The sequence below is a fragment of the Litoreibacter ascidiaceicola genome, from assembly GCF_900129235.1.
GTDB classification, from domain to species: domain Bacteria; phylum Pseudomonadota; class Alphaproteobacteria; order Rhodobacterales; family Rhodobacteraceae; genus Litoreibacter; species Litoreibacter ascidiaceicola.
In genome coordinates, this window is sequence record NZ_FQUV01000002.1 from 338,727 (window position 1) to 359,534 (window position 20,808).

Here is a 20,808-nt window from a genome sequence, read left to right on the forward strand (position 1 = left end):
TCGATCAGTCTGCCAACACGGTCTTGATTTCAGCGCCACTTTCCAAAGTTTTATGAACGGGGCATTTATCTGCAATCTCCAGCAGACGTTGCCGTTGATCTGTATCGAGGTCGCCTTCCAGATGAATCTCACGATTGAAGCGATCGATCTTTGACGGCCCGCCCGCATCCTGTGCGTGCATGGCGTTGTGAGTTACATCCACCCACACTCGGGTCAGCGGCCATTTCTTGCGCCGCGCATACATGCGGATCGTCATCGACGTACAAGCCCCCAAACCAGAGGCCAGCAACCCGTAAGGCGACATACCGCGGTTGGTGCCACCATAGGCCAGCGGCTCGTCTGCTTGCAGGTGGTGGCTCGGCCCTGAATTGATGTCTTGCAGGAACCCGTCTGGATCGGCTTCGGTGACCCGCACTACACCTTCCGGCGCACCGATTGGCGGGGCAGGCGGGCGTAAATCCAGATCGCGAGAGGCCCAGCCAGCAATCACGTTGGCGACATATTCTGCATCTTCAGGGCGGGTGATGAGATGGTCCGAATGGCATAACGTGACGAAGCTTTTCGGGTGCTTGGCGTGTTGAAAAATTTGCGCCGCATTGTCGATGCTGACGGTGTTGTCGAGCGGGGCGTGCAAAATCAAAAGTGATTTGTTCAGGTTCCGGATGGAGTCGGCAATGCTTTCGGCAGAGACGTCCTCCACAAAGTCCCGCCCGATACGGACTGGACGGCCGCCAAGCATCACTTCTCCGACGCCTTTCGCTTTTATCTCGGAAAGCGCATCGTTGAAATTATGCGTGACATGGTCAGGATCAAACGGCGCGCCAATCGTCACGACAGCCTTCGCGGAGGCGATCTTCGGCGCGGCTTTCAAGATTGCAGCCCCGCCCAGCGAATGACCGATCAGTAGATCTGGGGCCATGTTCATGCTGTCCAAATGCTTTGCCGCCAGCAAAAGATCATCCACGTTCGAGGTGAACGTCGTGTTCTCGAATTCCCCGTCAGAATGGCCGAGGCCAGTGAAGTCGAACCGGAGCACAGCAATCCCCATGCCCGCCAAACGCGCAGAGATGCGTTTGGCCGCTGCAATGTCTTTGGAGCAGGTGAAGCAATGCGCAAAAAGCGCCGTCGCCAGATGCGGCCCATCCGGCATATCCAGACGCGCAGCCAGCGTTGCACCGGAATGGCCGGTGAAGTTTATGCGTTCAATGCCCATAGACACGCTCCTGCTCGTTTTACATACCCAAATGAATGTAACTCCTGAGCCCTCCAAACAAGGTTCGGAAGGCGATTGTCACAGCAAGGTGAGCAGTTGTGTCAGCTTTCACCCATCAATGCCGCGTCGAACGGATATTTGGTCAGGTTTTCGTACCCGTCCTCGGTGATCAGGACCTGATCTTCCAACTTGATCGAGAAATCACCACCAACTTCACCTACCAAAGCCTCGACGCAGAGGGTCATTCCAGGTTGCAACTCGTAGTCAAAGGCCCCGTCCACGTGCTTGTCAGGATAGGCAACCAGCGGCCACTCGTCACATAGGCCCACGCCATGCATCAAGCAGCCGTATTTTTGGGCCTGATACTTGTCGTGAAGGACATGGGTATTTGCGGATAACTCATTGAGCGAGATACCCGGTTTCAGCATCTCCATATTGGTCTGGATATGCTCCACGCTATGCTTCATGGCCTCGATCATATCAGCGCGGGGCTTCCGGTCACCGATCCACCACGTTCGCGAGATGTCACAACAGATGCCATAGGCCCCGACAAGATCGGTATCGAACGCCAAAATCTCGTTGTTCTGGATCAAACGCGGACCACATTCCTGAAACCACGGGTTCGTGCGCGGACCAGACGCCAACAATCGCGTTTCAATCCATTCGCCGCCCCGTTTTATGTTTTCTGCATGGAGGACGGCCCATATGTCGTCTTCCGAGACCGTCCCCGTCGGGCCGTGGGTGCGCGCAAAATCCTCCATCTCGTACATTGCGATTTCACAGGAATGGCAGGCCGCACGCATGGCTAGAATTTCGTCGGGGCCTTTTACGGAACGGGCATGTTCGGTGACTTCTTCACCTTCGTGGACCTCGAAGCCGCGGGCTTCCAGCGCGCGGAGACCTGCGACCATGATCTTGTCGACGGCAATGCGCTTGTTTCCACCATGCTCCCGCATCAGATCTTCTACCTCGGCCGTAAAGGTGGATGCGGCTTGCTGGACCTTGTCGCCGTTAGAGAAGTAGAACATTGACGCGCCCGACCGCTGTTCGCGAACGAGCGGGTTGAACTCCGACAGGAAGGGCGAGTTCTTGTAGTCCCAGATCACCATGTATCCATCAGCACAAAGCAGGACGGCGCGGAACGGGTTATGCGTGTTCCACAATTGCATATTGGTGCTGTCAGTGGCGTAGCGGATATTCAGCGGGTCGAACATCAAAAGCCCGCCAAGGTCTCGGTCAACGATGTGCTGGGTCAATCGCTTCCAGCGGTATTCGCGCATCCGCTCCAGATTGGGTAGGGCAAGGCCCGCTTTCTCCCATTCGCCATAGGCCAGCAGGGTTGGCCCGATCTCGACGCGGTCGTTGTCGTTGAGATTGCCGTCACCCAATCGAGCGCCCTTCGTCGGGTCGATCTTGCGCGCGTCGCGGTAATGTTCGTTCATCCTGCATCTCCCTGTTGCCTCCAGTTTGGGGACAGCTCAGGCACGTCGCTGTTTCGAAAACGTCATGGATTATGTCGAATTTGGATGGTTAAAGGCAACATGGACCCGATTTTGCAATCCCATCTCCCGTTTGCCCCATGGCTTGATCCGCGCGCGCGTCGTCTACCGGGGGTGATGCCGTTGACCTATGATGACTGGTTGAAGGTGGATGACGCCTATGCGGCGCAGCTGGCTTACAAAGCAAAACTAATGGCGGAGCGACGAGACGCGGTCTTGATGGTTGATCCGTCCTGTCTGGAGGCGGCTCGGGAACTTTTGAAGGTTGCACTGGGCAATCTACCCCACGGTTTCGGCGCGGGAGATGTGATTACCTGTCCGGACGGGCGCACGGTGGTGCCTGACTTTAAAGCGCCGTTCGAGACGCTTTCAACGCTATTTCAGGAAGACTTCGTCATTCTGCAAAAGCAAGGTGATGCGCATGTGCTGAGTGGCGCGTTGCTGTGTTTTCCGGCAAGCTGGTCTTTGGCCGAAAAGTTTAACAAACCTTTGACAGCGATCCATGATCCGGTCGCTGAATACGGCGACAGCATCGCGCGCAGCGTTGAGCGTATGTTCACGGCAATCCGTGCGGAGCAACCTTTGATGCGCAGCAACGCACTGGTCTATGCGGACCCGGATTTGCATCACCCACATCGCGGGTCGGACAAGCTGCGGGATGCGGGGCAGGCGGGCTTTATCCGCTCGGAACGCCAATGCATGGTGCGGCTGCCTGAAACGCAGGCCGTCGTGTTCTCCATTCATACCTATCTGGTGCGCGAAGCGGACCTGACGCCAGAGCAAGCGGTGGGACTTTTGACCCACCCGATAACCCGTGAAGAGGCAATTTCATGAGTGACGTTAAAGCGCAATACGAGGCGTACCCGTATCCCGAGCGAAAACCGGACGACGAGAAGAAACGACTGATCACGGGGTCGCCGTCGCATCCTTTGGAGTTGGATCATCACTTATTTGGCGGGCAGAGGGATTGGTCGGGAACAACGCGAATTTTGGTTGCAGGCGGTGGTACTGGTGATGCCCTCATCCAACTTTCACAAATCCTCACAAGTGTAGGAAAAAAATACGAAATCACCTATATCGATCTATCCGAAGCATCGCGAGAAATAGCTGAGGCGCGCGTTCAGGCGCGCGGGTTGAAGGATATAACTTTTGTGACTGGCAGCCTACTTGATGCGCCGGATTATGGCACCTTCGACTATATTGATTGTTGCGGCGTGCTGCATCATTTGCCGGAGCCGCAAGACGGGTTCAATGCGCTTGCGGCGGCGCTGGCTCCCGAGGGCGGGATCGGCCTCATGGTTTACGCACCTTACGGGCGTTCAGGTGTATATCCCTTGCAAGAAGCCTTCGGCGCACTGACAAAAGGATTGCCGCCCAAAGAACAGCTTGCCCGTGCTAAATCGATGTTTGAAGCGTTGCCGGACAGTCACCCGTTTAAGCTGAACCCCAACCTTGTGGATCACAAGCAAAGCGACGCGGGGTTTTATGATCTCTTGCTTCATTCACAAGATCGCCCTTTCAAGATTGACCAGCTTGTCGCGGCTTTGAACTCGGCCGGGCTGACATTGGCAGGTGTGCCGCAGCCATATCTCTATGACCTGAGCCGCTTCGCGCCGCGTCCAGTCAGCTTGGACGACGTAGAATCCATGGCGCTGGCCGAAAAGCTGGACGGGACGATGAAAACCCATGTTGTTTATGCACGCCCAAGCGGCGCTGTGCAGCGGCTGGCAGGGCAAGATGATCGCTCCATTCCACATCTGAAGGGCGTGTCCGGTGCCGCATTGGCGAAGGCTGTCGCAGCAAAGGGGCAGATACCGGTTAACTTGAACGGGGTGAAACACGTCGTGAAAATTCCAAAACAGGCAGCGGCGGTTTTGGCCGGAGTTGATGGTCGGCGTGACCTTGCTGCATTGAAGGCGGGCTCGGGGCTGGATGGGCTGTCTTGGGCATCTGCATGGCCCGAAGCGTCGCGAAAACTGGAACAATTCGGGCTTTTGTTGTACTCGCGGTTGTTGGCTTAAAACCCACAGTATTTCCAATTTGGAAACAATGATGTGGCACTGTTTGCGATAACGCAGTATCATTGCGTTAATTATTCAATTGCGGAAATGAGCAATCTTATGGCGACCAAGTCCAAATCCACAGGCACGACAAAAACGAAACGCTCCACCACGCGCGCAGCAAGCACGACGCCCAAAGCGGCGGCCAATACCGCACCCAAAGCAAAGGTCGTGTCCACCAAAACAGCATCGACCTCCGAAAGCGGTGGTCAGGCGGGCGGACAGTCTGATGCGCCCGAGATGACCAAGAAAGAGATGGTTGGTCTCATGGTGTCGCAAAGCGGCATGAAAAAAGGGGATGCACGTCGCGCACTGGAAGCAACGATGGAAGCATTGGCGACTGCACTGCGTGCAGGCAACAACCTGTCCCTGGCTCCTTTGGGTAAGATCAAGATTGCACGGACGAAAGATACGCCAAATGGCAAAATGGTCGTGCTACGCGCGAAGCTGAAAGAGCCCGCTTCCGAGACGCCAAAAGACCCACTTGCAGAGGCTGCAGAGTAAAGCTAAACCGCCCGCCAACGGGTGATTAGCTCAGTGGTAGAGCGCTTCGTTCACATCGAAGATGTCAGGAGTTCAAATCTCTTATCACCCACCAGAATTGACGCGCCCCGCGGTTTGTCCGTAGGGCGCGTTCTTCATTTATGAGGTTTGGTTATGTCGTCTTACAGCTTCCCCGAGCTTTATGTCCTGCGCCATGGCGAGACGGAGTGGAATGTGGCGGGACGTATGCAAGGGCGGTTACATTCGCCGCTGACGGCTAAGGGGATTGAACAGGCCCACACCCAGAAACGCATTCTGGAGGCCGTCGATCTGGCCGGATTTGAAATTATCTCAAGCCCTCAAACACGCGCGCTGCATACTGCGATAGAGATTTTTGCACTTTCGGCTGCACAAATCCGGACCGATCCGCTGTTGTGTGAAGTCGATGTCGGTGACTGGCAAGGTCGGATGCGCGCCGAGCTGACGATTGAAGGTGACGCGAAGATGACCGACGACGGTCCCTTGGCGTTTTATGAGCAAGCCAAGGGCGGGGAGGGGTTCGACGCGTTGCGCGGTCGTTGCGAGATGTTTTTGCAGTCACTGAAAAGCCCTGCGGTCCTCGTTACCCACGGGATCACGTCACGCATGTTGCGCGTCGTGGCCTTGGGGTTGCCCATGGATGGAATGTTGGATTTGCCGGGCGGGCAGGGCGTCGTGTTTCACATTTCCAACGGTGCGCATGAGGTTCTGCAATAAATCTGCAAAAAGCACGAAACCCTGTCCAGTTTTGGGGTTGCGGTTGTTACCTGCTTTCCGGTAATTGAACGCCAGTCGGGTCGTTAGCTCAGTTGGTAGAGCGCTTCGTTTACACCGAAGATGTCGGGAGTTCGAGCCTCTCACGACCCACCATTCCCCCGCCCGCACTGACTGCTCCAATTCCAGCAACGGAGTTTTGTATGACGAGCAAGAAAATCTTTGCTGACACGGTTACGTTTCGCCAATTGGCCAACAGTGATTTGAACGCCGTGGCTTCCGTTCAGCTGAAAAGCTGGCGCGGCACCTATGCAGGTGTTCTACCAGATGAATATTTAGGAGTGCCTATGGCGTCTGACATCGAACGGCGATGGTCCTCAGGATTGACACCTTTGGATGCGCTGTGGGGGGCTGTCGACGACGCTGGCACCCTGTTGGGATTCGCTGCGGTGCGTTTGGGTAAGGCTCCTTACCTTGATAATTTGCATGTCCTTGAGGAGGCGCGGGGAAGCGGTATGTCCTATCGGCTTATGGCTCACGTCGCAGACGCGATAATCCAGATAGGCGCGCGAGATCTCTGGTTAACTGTGGTGGACAGCAATTTGCGCGCCAGAGCCTTCTACAACCGGTTGGGCGGGCGGGAAGGTGAGGCAAAAGCAGATGAGATGTTCGGGAATGCCGTCGTCAGCCTCCCTGTTTACTGGAGCGATTTGACAGAATTGTCGAAAAACGCACGGCAGGTCGTATCGCCGCTTGACGGGGGCGAGGCAGGGACATAATACCACCCCCACGCCTGAGGGTTCAGGCGTGCAGTGGGCGGTTGTAGCTCAGTTGGTTAGAGTACCGGCCTGTCACGCCGGGGGTCGCGGGTTCGAGCCCCGTCAACCGCGCCACCGCTGCACTTTTAGAACCCATTCAGGCTGATGCGCGGTTGTAGCTCAGTTGGTTAGAGTACCGGCCTGTCACGCCGGGGGTCGCGGGTTCGAGCCCCGTCAACCGCGCCACTTTTCCCAAGTTAGAAGATCACACGACGCTTTAATGCGATTGCTGTGATTTGTGGTGAGGCGGGCGAGGGGCCAGCCCCTCGCGCTCCCCGAGGTATTTATGAAGCAATGATAGGTTAGCCGCGTCGGCGCGACACAAACCGTGGCAGCATGGCTGAGAAATCCTGCCCTGCGCCGTCTTCTTCTTCTACGAATTGCTTATAAAGTTCTGTTGCGCGGGCGCCCATCGGTGTGTCCGCATCCGACGATTCTGCGGCTTGTTGACTTAGTCGCAGATCCTTGAGCATGAGTTCAGCTGCAAAGCCTGGTTTGTAATCGTTGTCAGCGGGACTTTGGGGGCCGACGCCGGGGGCGGGGCAATAGGCGTTCATCACCCAAGAGTAGCCGGATGAGGTGGACACCACATCGAACATTTTTTGGCGATCAAGGCCAAGCTTGTCGGCAAGTGCAAAGGCCTCACAGGTCCCGATCATCGTGACGCCGAGAATCATGTTGTTACATATCTTTGCCGCTTGTCCGTTGCCGGAAGGGCCGCAATGGACCGCTTTTTGACCCATGATATCGAACAAGGGGGAAACCGCCGCAAACCCGTCCTCAGAGCCGCCTGCCATGAAGGTGAGCGTACCCGCCGCAGCCCCCCCGGTACCGCCTGACACTGGTGCATCTACGGCGTGCAAGCCCGCCGCTTGCGCCTTGTCTGCGACCGCGCGCGCGCTGTCCACGTCGACCGTGGAGCAGTCGAGCAATGTGGCTCCTTGCTTCATGGCGGGAATGACATCATCGGCAACGCTGCGCAGAATTGCGCCATTGGGCAGCATGGTGATCACCACGTCCATGTCAGTGGCTGCATCAGTAACCGATTTCGCAGCAGCCACCCCGTCAGGCGGGGTGTTGGCAATGTCAAAGCCGGTGATCTCATGGCCCGCTGCTGCGAGGTTCGAGGCCATAGGAGCCCCCATATTTCCAAGTCCGATAAATCCGATCTTCATGGCATTTCCTTCCAGTTCAAAGCATTGCCGCCGAGGGGCATCAGCATTTGGCTTACATCCATTTCGGTCACTGACTCCGGACCGGCATGCGCCCATTTGGGCGTGCGGTCGCGGTCGATGATCGCCGCGCGGATACCTTCGATGAAGTCGCCCTGTGCGACAGCGCGGTAGGTATAGCGAAACTCTTGATCGAGCGCCTGACGTATCGAGTTGGCTGATCTCAAACGTCGAATGATCGCCATCGAGCATGCCATCGCCAGCGGCGCATTGCGGTTGAGCGCCTTTAAGGCTGATTGCGCGAAGTCACTGCTGTCATTCGCGAGAGATCGCGCGATGTCGCCAAGGGTCTCACCCGCGAAATGGGTGTCGATCTGAGGAACTAGGTCCTCCAGACTGCCTTTAGGAACTGCGGTCTTCAGTGTTGGCAGTTTGCCGGTTTCAATCATGCCGGCCTTCAACTCAGGCCAATCCACTTCCGGTGCATAGGCATCGGCGAAACCTGCAAAGATCGCATCCGCCGCCCCCATGCGCGATGCGGTGAGGCCGAGATATTCGCCCACACGTCCCGGTGCCAAGGCCAGCATCAACGATCCTCCCACATCGGGGACCAGTCCAATGCCGCATTCGGGCATGGCGATCTGGCTGCTGTCGCCCACAATGCGCAGCGAACCGTGGCAGCCCACGCCAACCCCACCGCCCATGGTGAAGCCTTGCAGGAAGCTGACGACGGGTTTGGGGTATTCAAAAATTTTGGCATTCAGTCGGTATTCGTCGCGCCAGAATTGCCGGCCATAATCCAGATTGCCCTCTTGGCCGGATTTGTACATATCGGCGATGTCACCACCGGAGCAGAAGGCGCGCTCTCCTTCGGCGTCGAGTAGTATCAGGTCGATGTCAGCCGCGCGCCATTCGTCCAGCGCGTCCTCGATTGCCAAGACCATATCGTAGGTGAGGGCGTTCAACGCCTTCGGACGCTGCAAGGTGATCCGGCCCGCGCGGCCTTCGATGCGGATGGAGATATCAGTCATGAGGCAATCATCTGGCGGGCCACGATCACGCGCATGATCTCGTTTGTGCCTTCGAGAATTTGATGCACGCGCAAATCTCGTGCCAGCTTTTCGATGCCGTAATCGGCCAGATATCCGTATCCGCCGTGCAGTTGTAGGCAGCCGTCGACCACGCGCGATCCGGCCTCTGTGACGAACTTCTTCGCCATGGCGCAGTGTTGCACTGCGTCTGGCGCGCCTGTGTCGAGTTTCCATGCTGCCTGGCGCAGAAAGGCGCGGGAGGCTTGCAGCTCGATTTCCATATCGGCGAGGCGGAATTGCAGGGCTTGGAACTGGTCGATGGATTTACCGAAGGCTTGACGCTCGGCCATATAGGCCAGTGTTTTGTCCAATGCAGACTGCGCCGCACCAAGCGAACAGGCGGAGATATTCAAACGACCGCCGTTCAGGCCCTGCATTGCATAGGTGAAGCCTTTTCCTTCATCACCCAGCAAATTTTCCGCAGGAATGTTGCAATTGTCCAATTGCACTTGACGGGTCGGCTGCGCGCGCCAACCCATTTTGTCCTCTAGGCCTCCGAACGATAGCCCGTCAGCGCCGTCATCGACGACAACTGCCGAGACGCCTTTAGGACCAGCATCCCCAGTGCGCGCCATGACGATATAGGCGTCGGAATAGCCACCGCCAGAGATGAACGCTTTGGTACCCGTCAAGGCGAAACCCTCGTTGGTCCGCTCTGCGCGGGTCTTCAGCGCCGCCGCATCAGAGCCGGAACCGGGTTCTGTCAGGCAATAAGAGAAGAACGTCTCCATGCTCATCGCTTTCTCAAGGTATTTCGCCTTGAGCGCAGCGGAGCCGTTCTTGTCAATCATGGCCGCGCACATGTTATGTATGGACAGGAAAGCCGCCACGGACGGGCAGGCCATCGACAGGGCCTCGAACACCAGCGTGGCATCAAGGCGGGACAGGCCAGAGCCGCCGCTTTCCTCTGACACATAGAGACCGCCGAACCCTAGCTCGGCCAATCGAGGCCACAAGTCTTTGGGAATATTCTCGTCTTTTTCCCACTGGAGGGCGTTGGGGGCGATGAACTCGTCGCCAAAGGCTTTGGCCATATCGAAAATGGCGGTTTGCTCATCGGATAGCGCGAAATCCATGTCTTCCTCCCGTGGAACTGAACGTCTGTTTAGTTTTGCGCCCCGGCCAGCAAAAGGCAAGGGCGCAAATTATCCCTTTATTCCATCACTGGGATCGAGAACTCGCCGCCTTCTTTGATGCCCGAGGGCCAGCGCGAGGTGACAGTTTTGGTGCGTGTGTAGAACTTGAACGCATCCGGCCCGTGCTGGTTCAAGTCACCGAACATGGATTTCTTCCAACCACCGAAGGTGTGGTAGGCAAGTGGCACGGGGATCGGCACGTTGATGCCGACCATGCCAATGTTGATCCGGTTCGCGAAGTCACGCGCGGTATCGCCATCGCGGGTATAGATCGCGGTGCCGTTGCCGTATTCGTGATCCATCGCCATTTTCAGCGCGTCCTCATAGGTTTCAGCACGCACGGTCGACAAAACTGGCCCGAAGATTTCGTGCTTGTAGATGTCCATGTCCGTGGTCACGCCGTCAAACAAATGCGGGCCGACAAAGAAGCCGTCCTCGTAGCCTTGCAGTTTGAAGTCGCGACCGTCGACAACCAGCTTGGCGCCTTGGTCGATGCCGGTTTGAACCAAACGCTCGATATTGGCCTTGGCGGCCGCTGTGACCACGGGGCCGTAGTCGACATCTTTGCCGGAAGTGTAGGGACCAACTTTCAGGGCTTCCACTTTCGGCACCAGCTTTTCGAGCAACCGGTCTGCGGTGTCATCACCGACCGCAACCGCAACCGAGATCGCCATACAGCGTTCGCCCGCAGCGCCGAAACCGGCACCAACCAACGCGTCAGCGGCTTGGTTCATGTCGGCGTCGGGCATGATGATCATGTGGTTCTTCGCACCGCCAAAGCACTGCACGCGTTTGCCGTTGGCGCAGCCTGTGCTGTAGATATACTCGGCAATCGGGGTGGAGCCGACGAAGCCCACGGACTGGATCACGTCGTGATGCAGGATCGCGTCCACGGCTTCCTTGTCACCGTTCACAACCTGCAAGATACCTTTGGGCAGGCCAGCTTCTTCCATCAACTCGGCTAACATCAGCGGAACCGACGGGTCACGCTCGGACGGTTTCAGGATGAAGGCGTTGCCGCACACGATTGCCGGAGCGAACATCCACATCGGGATCATCGCCGGGAAGTTGAACGGGGTGATACCAGCTGTCACGCCCAAAGCCTGCTTCATCGAATACATGTCGATGCCGGGGCCTGCGCTGTCGGTGTAATCGCCTTTCAGCAACTCTGGTGCGCCGATGCAGTATTCGACCACTTCAAGACCGCGTTGCACGTCGCCAGCGGCATCGGGCAGTGTTTTGCCGTGCTCGCGGGACAGGGCTTCAGCCAGCTTGTCCATATCGCGGTTCAGGAGATCCACGAACTTCATCATCACGCGGGCGCGACGTTGGGGGTTCATCGCCGCCCAAGCGGGTTGAGCCGCAGCCGCAACCTGCACGGCTTGGTCCATTTCGTCGACGGAGGCCAACGGAACCTTGGCCTGCACTTCACCCGTCGCAGGGTTGTAGACATCGGCAAAGCGACCGGACGTGCCTTTGACATGGGCACCGTTGATATAGTGGGTAAGCTCTTGCATGGAATCCTCCTTGAATTTCGGCACCAGCTTAGGCTTGCATTTATGCAAGAAAAAGAGCCAGTTTCCCAAAACCATTTTGCAAAAATGTAGGTATGATTATGGCGGAGCCAAAATGGGACGATTTGCGGGTCTTTCTTGCCGTCGCGCGCGCCGAAAGCTTGTCGCGCGGCGGCAAAGCTCTTCGGTTGGACCCTGCAACCGTCGGACGGCGAATTGCACGTCTGGAAGAGGCGCTCGACGTTACCCTGTTTATGAAATCCCCACAGGGCTACGCGTTGACCCAAGCCGGAGAGCGTCTGGCCTCGCGCGCAGAGGTGGTTGAGACGACGATTCTAAACGCCCATGACGACGCGGCAGGCGGTGCGGAGGCGATGACGGGTCAAATACGGGTCGGTGCGCCAGACGGGTGCGCCAACTACCTGCTTCCGCAGGTCTGTGCGTCGATCTGCGCGGACCATCCCGGGCTGGAAGTGCAAATCGTGGCCCTCCCGCGCGTGCTAAACCTGTCAAAGCGCGAGGCGGATATGGCGATCACCGTATCTCCTCCGACGGCGGGCAGGCTCACCAGTCAAAAACTTGCGGATTACCACCTGCATTTGATGGCGAGCCGGGACTACCTTGCTAAAGCACCACCGTTGAACAGTCTGGAAGACCTCAAGGCCCACAAGGTTATCGGCTACATATCCGATCTGATCTTTGACGCTGAGCTGGACTATCTGTCGGAAATTGGCGGCCCGCGTACCAATTTCGCATCGAATTCAGCATCTGTGCAGCTAAACTGGGCAAGGGTCGGGGCGGGGCTGGTGATTGGTCACGACTTTGCGCTGCCTTTTGCGCCCGAACTCACAAGGGTGCTTCCTGATCAGTTTTCATTGAAGCGGAGCTTCTATCTGGTGCGCCATGCGGATGACCGGAATATTTCCCGCCTTCGATTTTTTGCCCAAGAACTGGGGGTTAGGGTGCGGCATGAAGTGTCGCGGCTGGAAGGTCGCACTTGACGCAAAGCTAGGGTTGCGACGACAGTGGTGGAATAGATCGCAATGTTTGAAGAGAAGAGGAGTCGCGCACATGTTGGTGAGCCACATATTGAAGCTAAAAGCGGATGACGGGGTTGTGACGATTGGACCAGAGGCCTCGGTCGCCGATGCGGCCAGTATGCTGTCTGAACGCCGCATAGGCTCCGTTGTCGTGTCCTCGGACAGCAAAACGGCTCTGGGCATTCTGTCAGAGCGCGACATCGTGCGTGAAATCGGAAAGCGCGGTGCTAGCTGCCTGTCTGAAACCGTGGACAGCATGATGACCAAGAAGCTTGTCACCTGTTCCAAAAGCGATCGCGCTGACTCCATTTTGAGTACAATGACCGATGGTCGTTTTCGCCACATGCCGGTGATCGAAGATGGCGAAATGGTTGGTTTGATAACTCTGGGTGACGTCGTGAAGGCACGCCTAAGCGAATTGGCCATGGAAAAAGACGCGTTAGAAGGCATGATAATGGGGCACTAATGGCGTTTATGCGGTGCAGTGCGCCAAAGCGCGACGGTTTCCGTATCAGTGCCTGTGACCCACGAGGGCGATTGGAACAGCAATCGTCTTGCAATCTGTCACGCAATATTGTTGCGTGCCTGTGCTGATGACCAACAAAGGCCCAACCTATGCGTATTGGACTATACCCCGGAACTTTCGATCCAATTACGCTTGGACATTCAGATATTATCCGCCGCGGGTGCTCTTTAGTGGACCGGTTGGTCATCGGGGTCGCGATAAACCGTGACAAGGGGCCATTGTTTTCGTTGGAAGAGCGGACCGCAATGATCGAGGCAGAATGCGCCACAATCAGCAGCGAGACAGGATGTGAGATCGTCGTTCATCCCTTTGAAAACCTGTTGATCCATTGCGCCCGGGATGTCGGGGCAACTGTCATCATCCGTGGGCTGCGCGCGGTAGCCGATTTTGAATACGAATATCAAATGGTTGGTATGAATCGCGCCATGGATAACAGCATCGAAACTGTGTTTTTGATGGCCGAAGCACAGCATCAGGCGATTGCATCAAAGCTGGTCAAGGAAATCGCACGTTTGGGAGGGGATGTGTCGAAGTTCGTCACACCTTCGGTCAAGGCTGCTTTGCTCGAGCGTTTGGGTTAACAATAAACCTTATCACCACGTTTTCTGGCGGGGGTTTACACCGCCCGTCACTGGTCTAGTTTGTCGCCAAATCAAAACGCTTAGGAGCGCCCTAAAATGGCCGATATTAAAGATCCCGAAAACACAATCCTGATGGAACTTAACGGTGGCACCGTCACGATCGAGTTGCTGCCTGACGTCGCTCCTCAGCACACTGCGCGGATGAAAGAACTGGCGCGTTCCGGTGCCTATAACAACGTGGCATTCCACCGTGTCATCGACGGCTTCATGGCGCAAACAGGCGACGTTGCAAACGGCAACATGGAGAAGGATTTCAACATCCGTATGGCCGGAACCGGCGGCTCCGACATGCCTGACGTGCCTGCGGAGTTCTCGAAGCTGCCGCATGATCGCGGAACAATCGGCGCGGCCCGTTCGGCCAACCCGAATTCGGCGAACAGCCAGTTCTTCATCAATTTCTCGGACAACAACTTCCTGAACGGCCAGTACACAGTCTATGGTCGCGTGATCGAAGGCATGGAACATGTCGACGCGATCCAACGGGGCGAGCCGCCAATGAACCCGGACCGCATGATTTCCGTGGTGGTTGCAGCAGATGCAGGTGGCGCCGCTGCTCCGGTTGAAGATGATGCCGCAGAGCCCGAAGCAGACGCAGATGGTGGCGACGGTGAATAAACTCCTCGCAGCATGCGCCTTTCTGGTTGCCAGCCCCGCCTTTGCAACAGGACTGGAAATCGACGTCGCCGGTGATGCCAATGGAACAGTCGTCATCGACTTGTTCGAAGATGTGGCTCCGAAACATGTCGAGCAGATTACAGCGCTGGCCGGTGAAGGTGCTTACGACGGTGTTGTATTCCACCGCGTAATTGAAGGCTTCATGGCGCAAACAGGTGATGTTGAGTTCGGAAAAGTTGGTGGCGACACCAGCGGTGCGGGGCGTGGTGGATCAAGCCGTCCCGACCTGCCGGCGGAGTTTTCCGATCTCAATTTTGATCGTGGCGTCGTTGGCATGGCACGCAGCCAAAACCCGAATTCAGCCAATAGCCAGTTCTTCATCATGTTTGACGAGGGCTCCTTCTTGAATGGGCAATATACCGTTGTGGGGAAAGTGACCTCAGGCATGGAGGTGGTTGACCAGATCAAGCTGGGCAAGGGGGCCAACGGCTCTGTGCTTGGTGCACCTGATCAAATGAAGGCCGTCCGCGTCATCGACTAACGCGCCATCAACCCCGCGTGAGCGGGACTGTTCAGGCCGCGGTGAACGGGCCATGCTACTTTGGGAGGAGTTAGCATGGCCCGTTTTTCATTTGTCGTAACCGCAATCTGGATGGTGTTGGCGTCCGTCGGACATGCCCAAAGCCCGTATTTGACGGCAGGATGGCCAAACACCGACTTTTCCAAAACAACTGTGGATCTAGGCGAAATCCGCTCCGGTGGCCCCGGAAAGGACGGCATTCCTGCGGTTGATTCCCCGACATTCCTCAAAGTCTCGGACGAGCGCCGCATCGGCCCGCGTGAACCGGTCATGACGGTCGAGCTTGCGGGGCAGCGTCCGCGCGCCTATCCGATCCGCTATTTCATGGTGCACGAGATCGTAAATGACGTGCTGGGCGGCATACCAATCGCCGTGACCTTCTGCCCGCTTTGCAATTCGGGTGTGGTTTTTGATCGACGTCTCACAGGACGAACTCTGTCATTCGGGGTGTCCGGAAATCTACGCAACTCGGACATGGTCATGTATGACCGCCAAACCGAAAGCTGGTGGCAGCAAGCGGTGGGCGAGGGCATCGTGGGCCAACTTGCAGGGCGCACTCTCAAGCAAATTCCAAGCTGGATGGAAAGCTGGGAGGCGTTCAAAGACAGAAACCCCGACGGACTTGTGTTGAACGCTCCGCTTGCGGGCTACAATTACGGCTCAAACCCGTACGTGAAATACGACACATCCGCGCGGCCTTTCCTTTATGACGGAGCGCTGCCACCCAACGGCATCGACCCGATGGCCCGCGTCATCCGCGTCGGCACCCGTGCATGGACGATGGATCGTCTGCGCCGCGAAAAAACCATCCGCGAGCATGGGATTGAGCTGTCATGGCAGGGCGAGCAGGCTTCTGCTTTGGACAGTCGCCAGATTGGCAAAGGACGCAATGTAGGGGCCGTTCGGGTGCGCGACGGGCAGGGGCGTGACATCGTCCACGATGTGATGTTCGCGTTTGCCTTCCACGCCTTCCATCCCAAAGGGACGTGGCACTAACTCCAGTTTGGTTTCCGCTTCTCCAAAAAGGCTTTGATGCCTTCATCCGTGTCATCCAGTGCCATGTTTACCGCCATCACTTCTCCTGTATAGGCATAGGCTTCAGCCACAGGCATTTGAGCCTGCTCGTAGAAGGCTTGCTTGCCGATGCGCACTGCCGAGCCAAGCTTGGCGGCGATCGTCTTCGCAAGCTTCATGGTCTCTTCGGCCAGATCACCTGTTGCGACGCGGTTGATCAACCCGACTTCCCGCGCGCGCTCCGCGTCGATAAATTCACCGGTTGTTAACATCTCGAATGCTTGCTTGCGGTGGATATTGCGACTGAGCGCAACCATTGGTGTGGAACAGAACAATCCGATATTTACACCATTCACGCCGAACTTAGTGCCTTCCGCCGCGACCGCCAAATCGCATGTCGCCACCAGCTGACATCCCGCCGCCGTAGCGATTCCGTGTGCTTGCGCGATCACCGGTTGCGGAAGGCTTTGGAGGCGGGCCATCACTGCCGAGCAGCGCGCGAACAGGTCCAGCCAAGCTGCGCGACCATTGTCCTGATCGGAACGGGCCGCCTGCATCTCCTTCAGGTCATGGCCTGCGCAAAACACTTTGCCAGCGCCATTTAGAATGACAACGCGGATAGCTTTATCCTCTGCCACCTCATCCAAAGCCGATAGCAACGCGGCCAGCATCGCATCAGACAATGCGTTCAATTTGGACGGGTTGTTCAGGGTCAGCCGTGCAACAGCGCCCTCATCGGCGCGTAAAACTAACGCATCGTTCATCTTGTCATTCCACCCTTGATCTGGTCCGGTAAGCACAAAGCCTAAGACGAACTGGGGCAGGGGGGAAGTATGGAAGTGAAGATGGACAAGGCCGCATTGGAGGCGTTCCTGTTGCGTGACTTCACGCAAGTGGCGGACGACTTCGAGTTTGTCGAGATCGCGCCGCCTTTCGTGACCATGGCCTTGTCAGCGTCCGAGAAGCACCTGCGGCCGGGCGGTACGGTCTCCGGCCCTTCCATGTTCGCGCTGGCCGATGTTTGCGCCTATTTTTGCATCCTGTCAGTGCTGGGGCCGGTCGCCTTGGCGGTCACGACGAATTGCTCCATCGACTTCATGCGAAAACCTGCGCCGGGGAGATTGCTATGCCGGATGGAGCTGCTCAAACTGGGGCGCGTGCTGGCAGTGACCGAGGGGCGGCTCTATTCGGAGGCAGAGCCCGATAAACCCGTGGCGCGCGCTTCACTGACCTATTCCATTCCCCCAGTCGGGGTGTGAGCCGGTTGGACGCCCTCGCGATTTCGCCCGCTGTGTGGGGGGCTGCTTTCGCGCTGTTTGTTCTGCTGACGCGAAACACGTTGGCAACGGATGTGGGGATGGTGGGATTTGTTGTAGGTGTTGAGCTGTTCCTGACGCTCGGGGGCTTCCTTTTGACAATTGCACAGCTGCCGCTGTTGATCTTTGCGGTATCAAAAGGTCGTAAACAGCTCGCGTGCTTGGCGGCACTGGGTGTCGTATTGTGGGTGGTGTTCTGGCTTTGCGGCATGGCCCTCACGCCGAGTATGGTCTACGTGACATGATTTAGTTGGGGTAATTTAATACCTTATTTATAACATACTGTTTTGCAACAGTTAAATACCGAAGTAAGGCGTTGACTGCGCTCTCAGTTCCTATAGAACCACGCCATCCCAAGGGGCTTTTAGCCCCATGGCCGTAATTCTTGAGGAAAACCCATGAAAACCTTTACCGCTACTCCTAGCGATATCGACAAGAAATGGATCCTGATCGACGCTGAAGGCGTTGTTCTGGGCCGTCTCGCATCGATCGTTGCCATGCGCCTGCGTGGCAAGCATAAGCCGTCCTTCACTCCACACATGGACATGGGCGACAACGTGATCATCATCAACGCTGACAAAATCCAGCTGACCGGCAACAAGCGCGAGAAGCCGAACTACTGGCACACTGGCCACCCGGGCGGCATCAAGTCCCGCACGAACGCCGAGATTCTTGAAGGCAAGCACCCCGAGCGCGTTGTGATCCAAGCCGTAAAGCGTATGCTTCCCGGTGGCGTCCTGTCGCGTCAGCAAATGACCAATCTGCGTGTCTACGCATCGGCTGATCACCCGCATGAAGCTCAATCCCCCGAAGTTCTGGACGTCAAAGCCATGAACAAGAAAAATACGCGGAGCGCATAAGAATGGCTGACGAAATCCAATCCCTCGATGAGTTGAACACCATCGCAGAAGGCGTCACCCCGGCAGCAGCCGTGGCAGAAGCCATCGCCCGTGAACCCGTTCGTGACGAACTGGGCCGCGCCTATGCAACCGGCAAGCGTAAAGACGCGGTTGCCCGCGTTTGGATCAAACCTGGTTCCGGCAAGGTCATCGTGAACGGCAAAGAGCAGAACACATATTTTGCACGCCCCGTGCTGCAAATGATCCTGCGCCAGCCTTTCACCGTCTCCGGCACCGAAGATCAGTTCGACGTTATGGCAACTGTCAAAGGCGGCGGTCTGTCCGGTCAAGCTGGTGCGGTTAAGCACGGCATCTCCAAAGCGTTGCAACTCTACGATCCGTCCTTGCGTGGCGCCCTGAAGGCCGCTGGCTTCCTGACCCGCGACAGCCGCGTGGTCGAGCGTAAGAAATACGGTAAAGCGAAAGCCCGTAAGAGCTTCCAGTTCTCCAAGCGTTAAGCTTCGAGTTCTTGCGAAATCGGAAAAGGCCACCCAAGCGGGTGGCCTTTTTTGTTGGCTTAGCATGGGGAGGGGCCCGTTATGCGCCGCCTCTTAGGGCGTCAGCGTCGTAGCCCGTCTCTGACAGGTCTCGGAATACGATGTTATTAGGCGTCAGATACCGCTCAGTTCCGTCCTCGTTTTCGTCCATCAGAATGCTGATTGAATACATGCCATCAATCTCAAGGCGATTCCACGGGGAGCTATTGTCGATGGTAATGTCCGGCTCTGGTTCACCTGAATCCAAATGGATGACGATTAAGTCGTTGTCTGGCTCGAACCCTCCGATTGAACTTGAGTGGGTGTCATCGGCATAGACAAAAATGTCATTGCCCTCGCCGCCATACAGACGCGTTCCCATGGTGTTATAAATATCGCTACTGCCGCTGATGAGGATGTCATCGCCAGCATCCCCATAAAGCCCACCACTGGTAGATCCGGTGGCCGCGACGATGTCGTTGCCATCACCGCCATGGATGGAATTTGTACCAGTGCCCGCGTCAATGGTATCATTCCCGGCACCGCCATCAATGACGTCATTACCAGCGCGGCCAGAAATGATATCATCCCCGTCGCCGCCATTTATCGTATCAGCACCAGAACCACCTTTGATGAAGTCATCGCCGCCAAGCGCATTGATTTCATCGTCACCAGCTTGGCCGTCAATGACGTCGTCGCCCTCGGTTCCGGTTAGCGTGTTGTCACCACTGTCACCCGACAGCGTGATCCCCGGTGGTGGTGGCGGCGGTGGGACATAAGGCTGACCAGTCTGACCCGCTGCGGCATCAATGGCGGCATAGGTTGTCTCAACCTCCGAGAGATCTTTGAAAACGATATGCTCGAGCGTCAGACCTTCGACATTGCCAAATATCTCAAGAACCTCGACCCCGTTGGCAAGTATCTGGGCACCGGACCCGATGGGTTGAATTTCGATAACCGGAAGAACGGCATCAGCAGGGTAGTCGATAATGATCTGGTCCTGATAAATGTCGAAGCTTTGTATTTCTTCTTCGTCTGCAAACCCGTCAAGAACGTAGATATCCTGACCCTCACCACCGATCAGAACATCAGTGGCACCATCACTGTTCGCCAGAAGAAGGTCGTCTCCCTCCTGCCCGTAAGCGAAGTCAGCGCCGGTGCCACCCTCAAGAATATCATTCCCGGATTCGCCGTAGAGATAGTCATCACCCCCACCGCCATCGATCACATCATCGCCGCCTTCGCCGTGAATTGTGTCGAACCCATCAAAGGCAAGGATCGTGTCGTCATAGGACGTCCCGTTCAGCCACTCGCTGTCAGACGTGCCTTCGATGATATTCTCACCAGATTGCGGTTCGGGGACAAAGCTCACATCGACTGCGACGCCATCGGCGGCCCCTGTTGTCATCGCCGCGTAGTTCACGCCGCCGCCCAAGGCGTCTACAAGCTCGATATCGGCAACTGAAAGCTCAGGGTCGGAGCTGAAGATATTCGTGGAAAACACCCCGTCAACAACAAGGTCGAAAGAGCCGTCTCCGGCATCTTGCAGCTCGATCAATGGGGCAGGGCCATCGGTCGGATCGTAGTTGACGAAGATGCGGTCTCCGGGCTCATGGTCGTAGATCGTCGCAGAACTCTCCGCGCCAACGACGAAAAGGTCTTCCCCTTCACCACCAAAAAGCTCGTCCGCGCCACCACCGTTCAGGGCAACCAAAATGTCGTTGCCATCGCCGCCTTCCAGCCAATCGGTATCAACCCCGGCTACAAGGATGTCATTGCCTTTGCCGCCATCAAGGTAATCCGTCCCTTCACCGCCGCGTAAAATGTCATCGCCGCGGCCACCGTTGAGGTCGTCAAAACCGGCACCCGCGCTGATCTCGTCGTTGCCTGCGCCGCCGGTAATTCTGTCGTCGCCTTCATTGCCAGCCAGTACGTCGTTGCCTTGCCCGCCATAGATCACGT

22 protein-coding genes, 4 tRNA genes and 1 pseudogene are annotated in these 20,808 nt (G+C 56.8%); 19 read left to right on the plus strand and 8 right to left on the minus strand.

What is annotated here, in order from left to right:
- Positions 1–4 precede the first annotated feature (4 nt).
- Both BUB72_RS04720 and dddP read right to left on the minus strand, forming a co-directional pair.
- Positions 5–1,213, minus strand: a complete 1,209-nt coding sequence (locus BUB72_RS04720) for a bifunctional alpha/beta hydrolase/OsmC family protein (RefSeq protein WP_073141207.1) — start codon at positions 1,211–1,213, stop codon at positions 5–7.
- 101 nt (positions 1,214–1,314) lie between these two features.
- Positions 1,315–2,655, minus strand: coding sequence for a dimethylsulfonioproprionate lyase DddP (gene dddP / locus BUB72_RS04725; protein WP_073141209.1), 1,341 nt, complete (start codon positions 2,653–2,655; stop codon positions 1,315–1,317).
- A gap of 84 nt (positions 2,656–2,739) precedes the next feature.
- Between dddP and BUB72_RS04730 the strand changes: the two genes are divergently transcribed.
- The 9 genes from BUB72_RS04730 (at position 2,740) to BUB72_RS04770 (ending at position 7,012) form a co-directional block, all read left to right on the plus strand.
- Positions 2,740–3,546 (plus strand): heme-dependent oxidative N-demethylase family protein, encoded by an 807-nt coding sequence (locus tag BUB72_RS04730; RefSeq protein ID WP_245814723.1) that lies wholly within the window; start codon positions 2,740–2,742, stop codon positions 3,544–3,546.
- Positions 3,543–4,733, plus strand: a complete 1,191-nt coding sequence (locus BUB72_RS04735; protein WP_073141211.1) for a class I SAM-dependent methyltransferase — start codon at positions 3,543–3,545, stop codon at positions 4,731–4,733. Before BUB72_RS04730 ends, BUB72_RS04735 begins: the two co-directional genes overlap by 4 nt.
- An 87-nt stretch (positions 4,734–4,820) precedes the next feature.
- The gene (locus BUB72_RS04740; RefSeq protein WP_083588565.1) at positions 4,821–5,276 is read left to right on the plus strand and encodes an HU family DNA-binding protein; all 456 of its coding nucleotides are present in this window, start codon (positions 4,821–4,823) and stop codon (positions 5,274–5,276) included.
- 19 nt (positions 5,277–5,295) lie between these two features.
- A tRNA-Val gene (locus BUB72_RS04745) sits at positions 5,296–5,370 on the plus strand.
- A 59-nt stretch (positions 5,371–5,429) separates the two neighbouring features.
- Complete coding sequence (locus BUB72_RS04750; RefSeq protein WP_073141214.1) at positions 5,430–6,011, plus strand: histidine phosphatase family protein; 582 nt, start codon at positions 5,430–5,432, stop codon at positions 6,009–6,011.
- 77 nt (positions 6,012–6,088) lie between these two features.
- A tRNA-Val gene (locus tag BUB72_RS04755) sits at positions 6,089–6,164 on the plus strand.
- Between the two features lie 47 nt (positions 6,165–6,211).
- On the plus strand, positions 6,212–6,787 hold the full coding sequence (locus BUB72_RS04760; protein WP_073141216.1) for a GNAT family N-acetyltransferase: 576 nt from the start codon (positions 6,212–6,214) through the stop codon (positions 6,785–6,787).
- A gap of 37 nt (positions 6,788–6,824) precedes the next feature.
- Positions 6,825–6,901 (plus strand) — tRNA-Asp (locus BUB72_RS04765).
- 34 nt (positions 6,902–6,935) lie between these two features.
- Positions 6,936–7,012: transfer RNA gene (locus BUB72_RS04770), tRNA-Asp, on the plus strand.
- 116 nt (positions 7,013–7,128) lie between these two features.
- On the opposite strand, the gene mmsB is transcribed toward BUB72_RS04770, so the two are convergent.
- From mmsB to BUB72_RS04790, 4 genes are all read right to left on the minus strand, one after another.
- Positions 7,129–8,001, minus strand: a complete 873-nt coding sequence (mmsB, locus tag BUB72_RS04775) for a 3-hydroxyisobutyrate dehydrogenase (protein WP_073141219.1) — start codon at positions 7,999–8,001, stop codon at positions 7,129–7,131.
- Positions 7,998–9,029: an enoyl-CoA hydratase/isomerase family protein gene (locus tag BUB72_RS04780; protein WP_073141220.1), complete on the minus strand. Its 1,032-nt coding sequence runs from the start codon at positions 9,027–9,029 to the stop codon at positions 7,998–8,000. Before BUB72_RS04780 ends, mmsB begins: the two co-directional genes overlap by 4 nt.
- Positions 9,026–10,165: an acyl-CoA dehydrogenase family protein gene (locus BUB72_RS04785; RefSeq protein ID WP_073141221.1), complete on the minus strand. Its 1,140-nt coding sequence runs from the start codon at positions 10,163–10,165 to the stop codon at positions 9,026–9,028. The genes BUB72_RS04780 and BUB72_RS04785 overlap by 4 nt, the downstream gene beginning before the upstream one ends.
- Before the next feature lie 77 nt (positions 10,166–10,242).
- Positions 10,243–11,742, minus strand: coding sequence for a CoA-acylating methylmalonate-semialdehyde dehydrogenase (locus tag BUB72_RS04790; protein ID WP_073141714.1), 1,500 nt, complete (start codon positions 11,740–11,742; stop codon positions 10,243–10,245).
- Between the two features lie 98 nt (positions 11,743–11,840).
- On the opposite strand from BUB72_RS04790, the gene BUB72_RS04795 reads away from it, so the two are divergent.
- The 6 genes and pseudogenes from BUB72_RS04795 (at position 11,841) to BUB72_RS04820 (ending at position 16,137) form a co-directional block, all read left to right on the plus strand.
- On the plus strand, positions 11,841–12,740 hold the full coding sequence (locus tag BUB72_RS04795) for a LysR family transcriptional regulator (protein WP_073141716.1): 900 nt from the start codon (positions 11,841–11,843) through the stop codon (positions 12,738–12,740).
- A 70-nt stretch (positions 12,741–12,810) separates the two neighbouring features.
- Entirely contained in the window at positions 12,811–13,245 is a 435-nt protein-coding gene (locus tag BUB72_RS04800; RefSeq protein WP_073141222.1) for a CBS domain-containing protein, read from the plus strand.
- 149 nt (positions 13,246–13,394) lie between these two features.
- A complete protein-coding gene (coaD, locus tag BUB72_RS04805) occupies positions 13,395–13,886 on the plus strand; it encodes a pantetheine-phosphate adenylyltransferase (RefSeq protein ID WP_073141223.1) in 492 nt (163 codons plus the stop codon).
- A 96-nt stretch (positions 13,887–13,982) separates the two neighbouring features.
- Positions 13,983–14,486: pseudogene (locus BUB72_RS04810) on the plus strand (peptidylprolyl isomerase); the annotation flags it as partial.
- Between the two features lie 55 nt (positions 14,487–14,541).
- Positions 14,542–15,102: a peptidylprolyl isomerase gene (locus BUB72_RS04815; RefSeq protein ID WP_139250620.1), complete on the plus strand. Its 561-nt coding sequence runs from the start codon at positions 14,542–14,544 to the stop codon at positions 15,100–15,102.
- A 75-nt stretch (positions 15,103–15,177) separates the two neighbouring features.
- Positions 15,178–16,137, plus strand: coding sequence for a DUF3179 domain-containing protein (locus BUB72_RS04820; RefSeq protein ID WP_073141224.1), 960 nt, complete (start codon positions 15,178–15,180; stop codon positions 16,135–16,137).
- On the opposite strand, the gene BUB72_RS04825 is transcribed toward BUB72_RS04820, so the two are convergent.
- Positions 16,134–16,919, minus strand: coding sequence for an enoyl-CoA hydratase (locus tag BUB72_RS04825; protein ID WP_073141225.1), 786 nt, complete (start codon positions 16,917–16,919; stop codon positions 16,134–16,136). The genes BUB72_RS04820 and BUB72_RS04825 overlap by 4 nt on opposite strands.
- Before the next feature lie 69 nt (positions 16,920–16,988).
- Here BUB72_RS04825 and BUB72_RS04830 point away from each other — a divergent pair, with 69 nt between their 5' ends.
- The 4 genes from BUB72_RS04830 (at position 16,989) to rpsI (ending at position 18,828) form a co-directional block, all read left to right on the plus strand.
- The gene (locus BUB72_RS04830) at positions 16,989–17,414 is read left to right on the plus strand and encodes a PaaI family thioesterase (RefSeq protein ID WP_073141226.1); all 426 of its coding nucleotides are present in this window, start codon (positions 16,989–16,991) and stop codon (positions 17,412–17,414) included.
- Between the two features lie 5 nt (positions 17,415–17,419).
- Positions 17,420–17,716, plus strand: a complete 297-nt coding sequence (locus BUB72_RS04835; protein ID WP_073141227.1) for a hypothetical protein — start codon at positions 17,420–17,422, stop codon at positions 17,714–17,716.
- A 153-nt stretch (positions 17,717–17,869) separates the two neighbouring features.
- Positions 17,870–18,331 carry a 50S ribosomal protein L13 gene (gene rplM, locus BUB72_RS04840; protein ID WP_021100505.1) on the plus strand — a complete coding sequence of 154 codons (462 nt, stop codon included), beginning with the start codon at positions 17,870–17,872 and terminating at the stop codon, positions 18,329–18,331.
- Between the two features lie 2 nt (positions 18,332–18,333).
- Positions 18,334–18,828: a 30S ribosomal protein S9 gene (gene rpsI, locus BUB72_RS04845; RefSeq protein WP_073141228.1), complete on the plus strand. Its 495-nt coding sequence runs from the start codon at positions 18,334–18,336 to the stop codon at positions 18,826–18,828.
- Positions 18,829–18,907: 79 nt separating this feature from the next.
- Here the strand turns inward: rpsI and BUB72_RS04850 are convergent, their stop codons facing one another.
- On the minus strand, positions 18,908–20,806 hold the full coding sequence (locus BUB72_RS04850) for a calcium-binding protein (RefSeq protein ID WP_073141229.1): 1,899 nt from the start codon (positions 20,804–20,806) through the stop codon (positions 18,908–18,910).
- Positions 20,807–20,808 lie beyond the last annotated feature (2 nt).

Coding starts and splice junctions, on each gene's coding strand:
- BUB72_RS04720 (WP_073141207.1), bottom strand. CDS start 1,213: ATGGGCATTGAACGCATAAACTTCACCGGCCATTCCGGTGCAACGCTG.
- dddP (WP_073141209.1), bottom strand. CDS start 2,655: ATGAACGAACATTACCGCGACGCGCGCAAGATCGACCCGACGAAGGGC.
- BUB72_RS04730 (WP_245814723.1), top strand. CDS start 2,740: ATGGTTAAAGGCAACATGGACCCGATTTTGCAATCCCATCTCCCGTTT.
- BUB72_RS04735 (WP_073141211.1), top strand. CDS start 3,543: ATGAGTGACGTTAAAGCGCAATACGAGGCGTACCCGTATCCCGAGCGA.
- BUB72_RS04740 (WP_083588565.1), top strand. CDS start 4,821: ATGAGCAATCTTATGGCGACCAAGTCCAAATCCACAGGCACGACAAAA.
- BUB72_RS04750 (WP_073141214.1), top strand. CDS start 5,430: ATGTCGTCTTACAGCTTCCCCGAGCTTTATGTCCTGCGCCATGGCGAG.
- BUB72_RS04760 (WP_073141216.1), top strand. CDS start 6,212: ATGACGAGCAAGAAAATCTTTGCTGACACGGTTACGTTTCGCCAATTG.
- mmsB (WP_073141219.1), bottom strand. CDS start 8,001: ATGAAGATCGGATTTATCGGACTTGGAAATATGGGGGCTCCTATGGCC.
- BUB72_RS04780 (WP_073141220.1), bottom strand. CDS start 9,029: ATGACTGATATCTCCATCCGCATCGAAGGCCGCGCGGGCCGGATCACC.
- BUB72_RS04785 (WP_073141221.1), bottom strand. CDS start 10,165: ATGGATTTCGCGCTATCCGATGAGCAAACCGCCATTTTCGATATGGCC.
- BUB72_RS04790 (WP_073141714.1), bottom strand. CDS start 11,742: ATGCAAGAGCTTACCCACTATATCAACGGTGCCCATGTCAAAGGCACG.
- BUB72_RS04795 (WP_073141716.1), top strand. CDS start 11,841: ATGGCGGAGCCAAAATGGGACGATTTGCGGGTCTTTCTTGCCGTCGCG.
- BUB72_RS04800 (WP_073141222.1), top strand. CDS start 12,811: ATGTTGGTGAGCCACATATTGAAGCTAAAAGCGGATGACGGGGTTGTG.
- coaD (WP_073141223.1), top strand. CDS start 13,395: ATGCGTATTGGACTATACCCCGGAACTTTCGATCCAATTACGCTTGGA.
- BUB72_RS04815 (WP_139250620.1), top strand. CDS start 14,542: ATGGTGGCGACGGTGAATAAACTCCTCGCAGCATGCGCCTTTCTGGTT.
- BUB72_RS04820 (WP_073141224.1), top strand. CDS start 15,178: ATGGCCCGTTTTTCATTTGTCGTAACCGCAATCTGGATGGTGTTGGCG.
- BUB72_RS04825 (WP_073141225.1), bottom strand. CDS start 16,919: ATGAACGATGCGTTAGTTTTACGCGCCGATGAGGGCGCTGTTGCACGG.
- BUB72_RS04830 (WP_073141226.1), top strand. CDS start 16,989: ATGGAAGTGAAGATGGACAAGGCCGCATTGGAGGCGTTCCTGTTGCGT.
- rplM (WP_021100505.1), top strand. CDS start 17,870: ATGAAAACCTTTACCGCTACTCCTAGCGATATCGACAAGAAATGGATC.
- rpsI (WP_073141228.1), top strand. CDS start 18,334: ATGGCTGACGAAATCCAATCCCTCGATGAGTTGAACACCATCGCAGAA.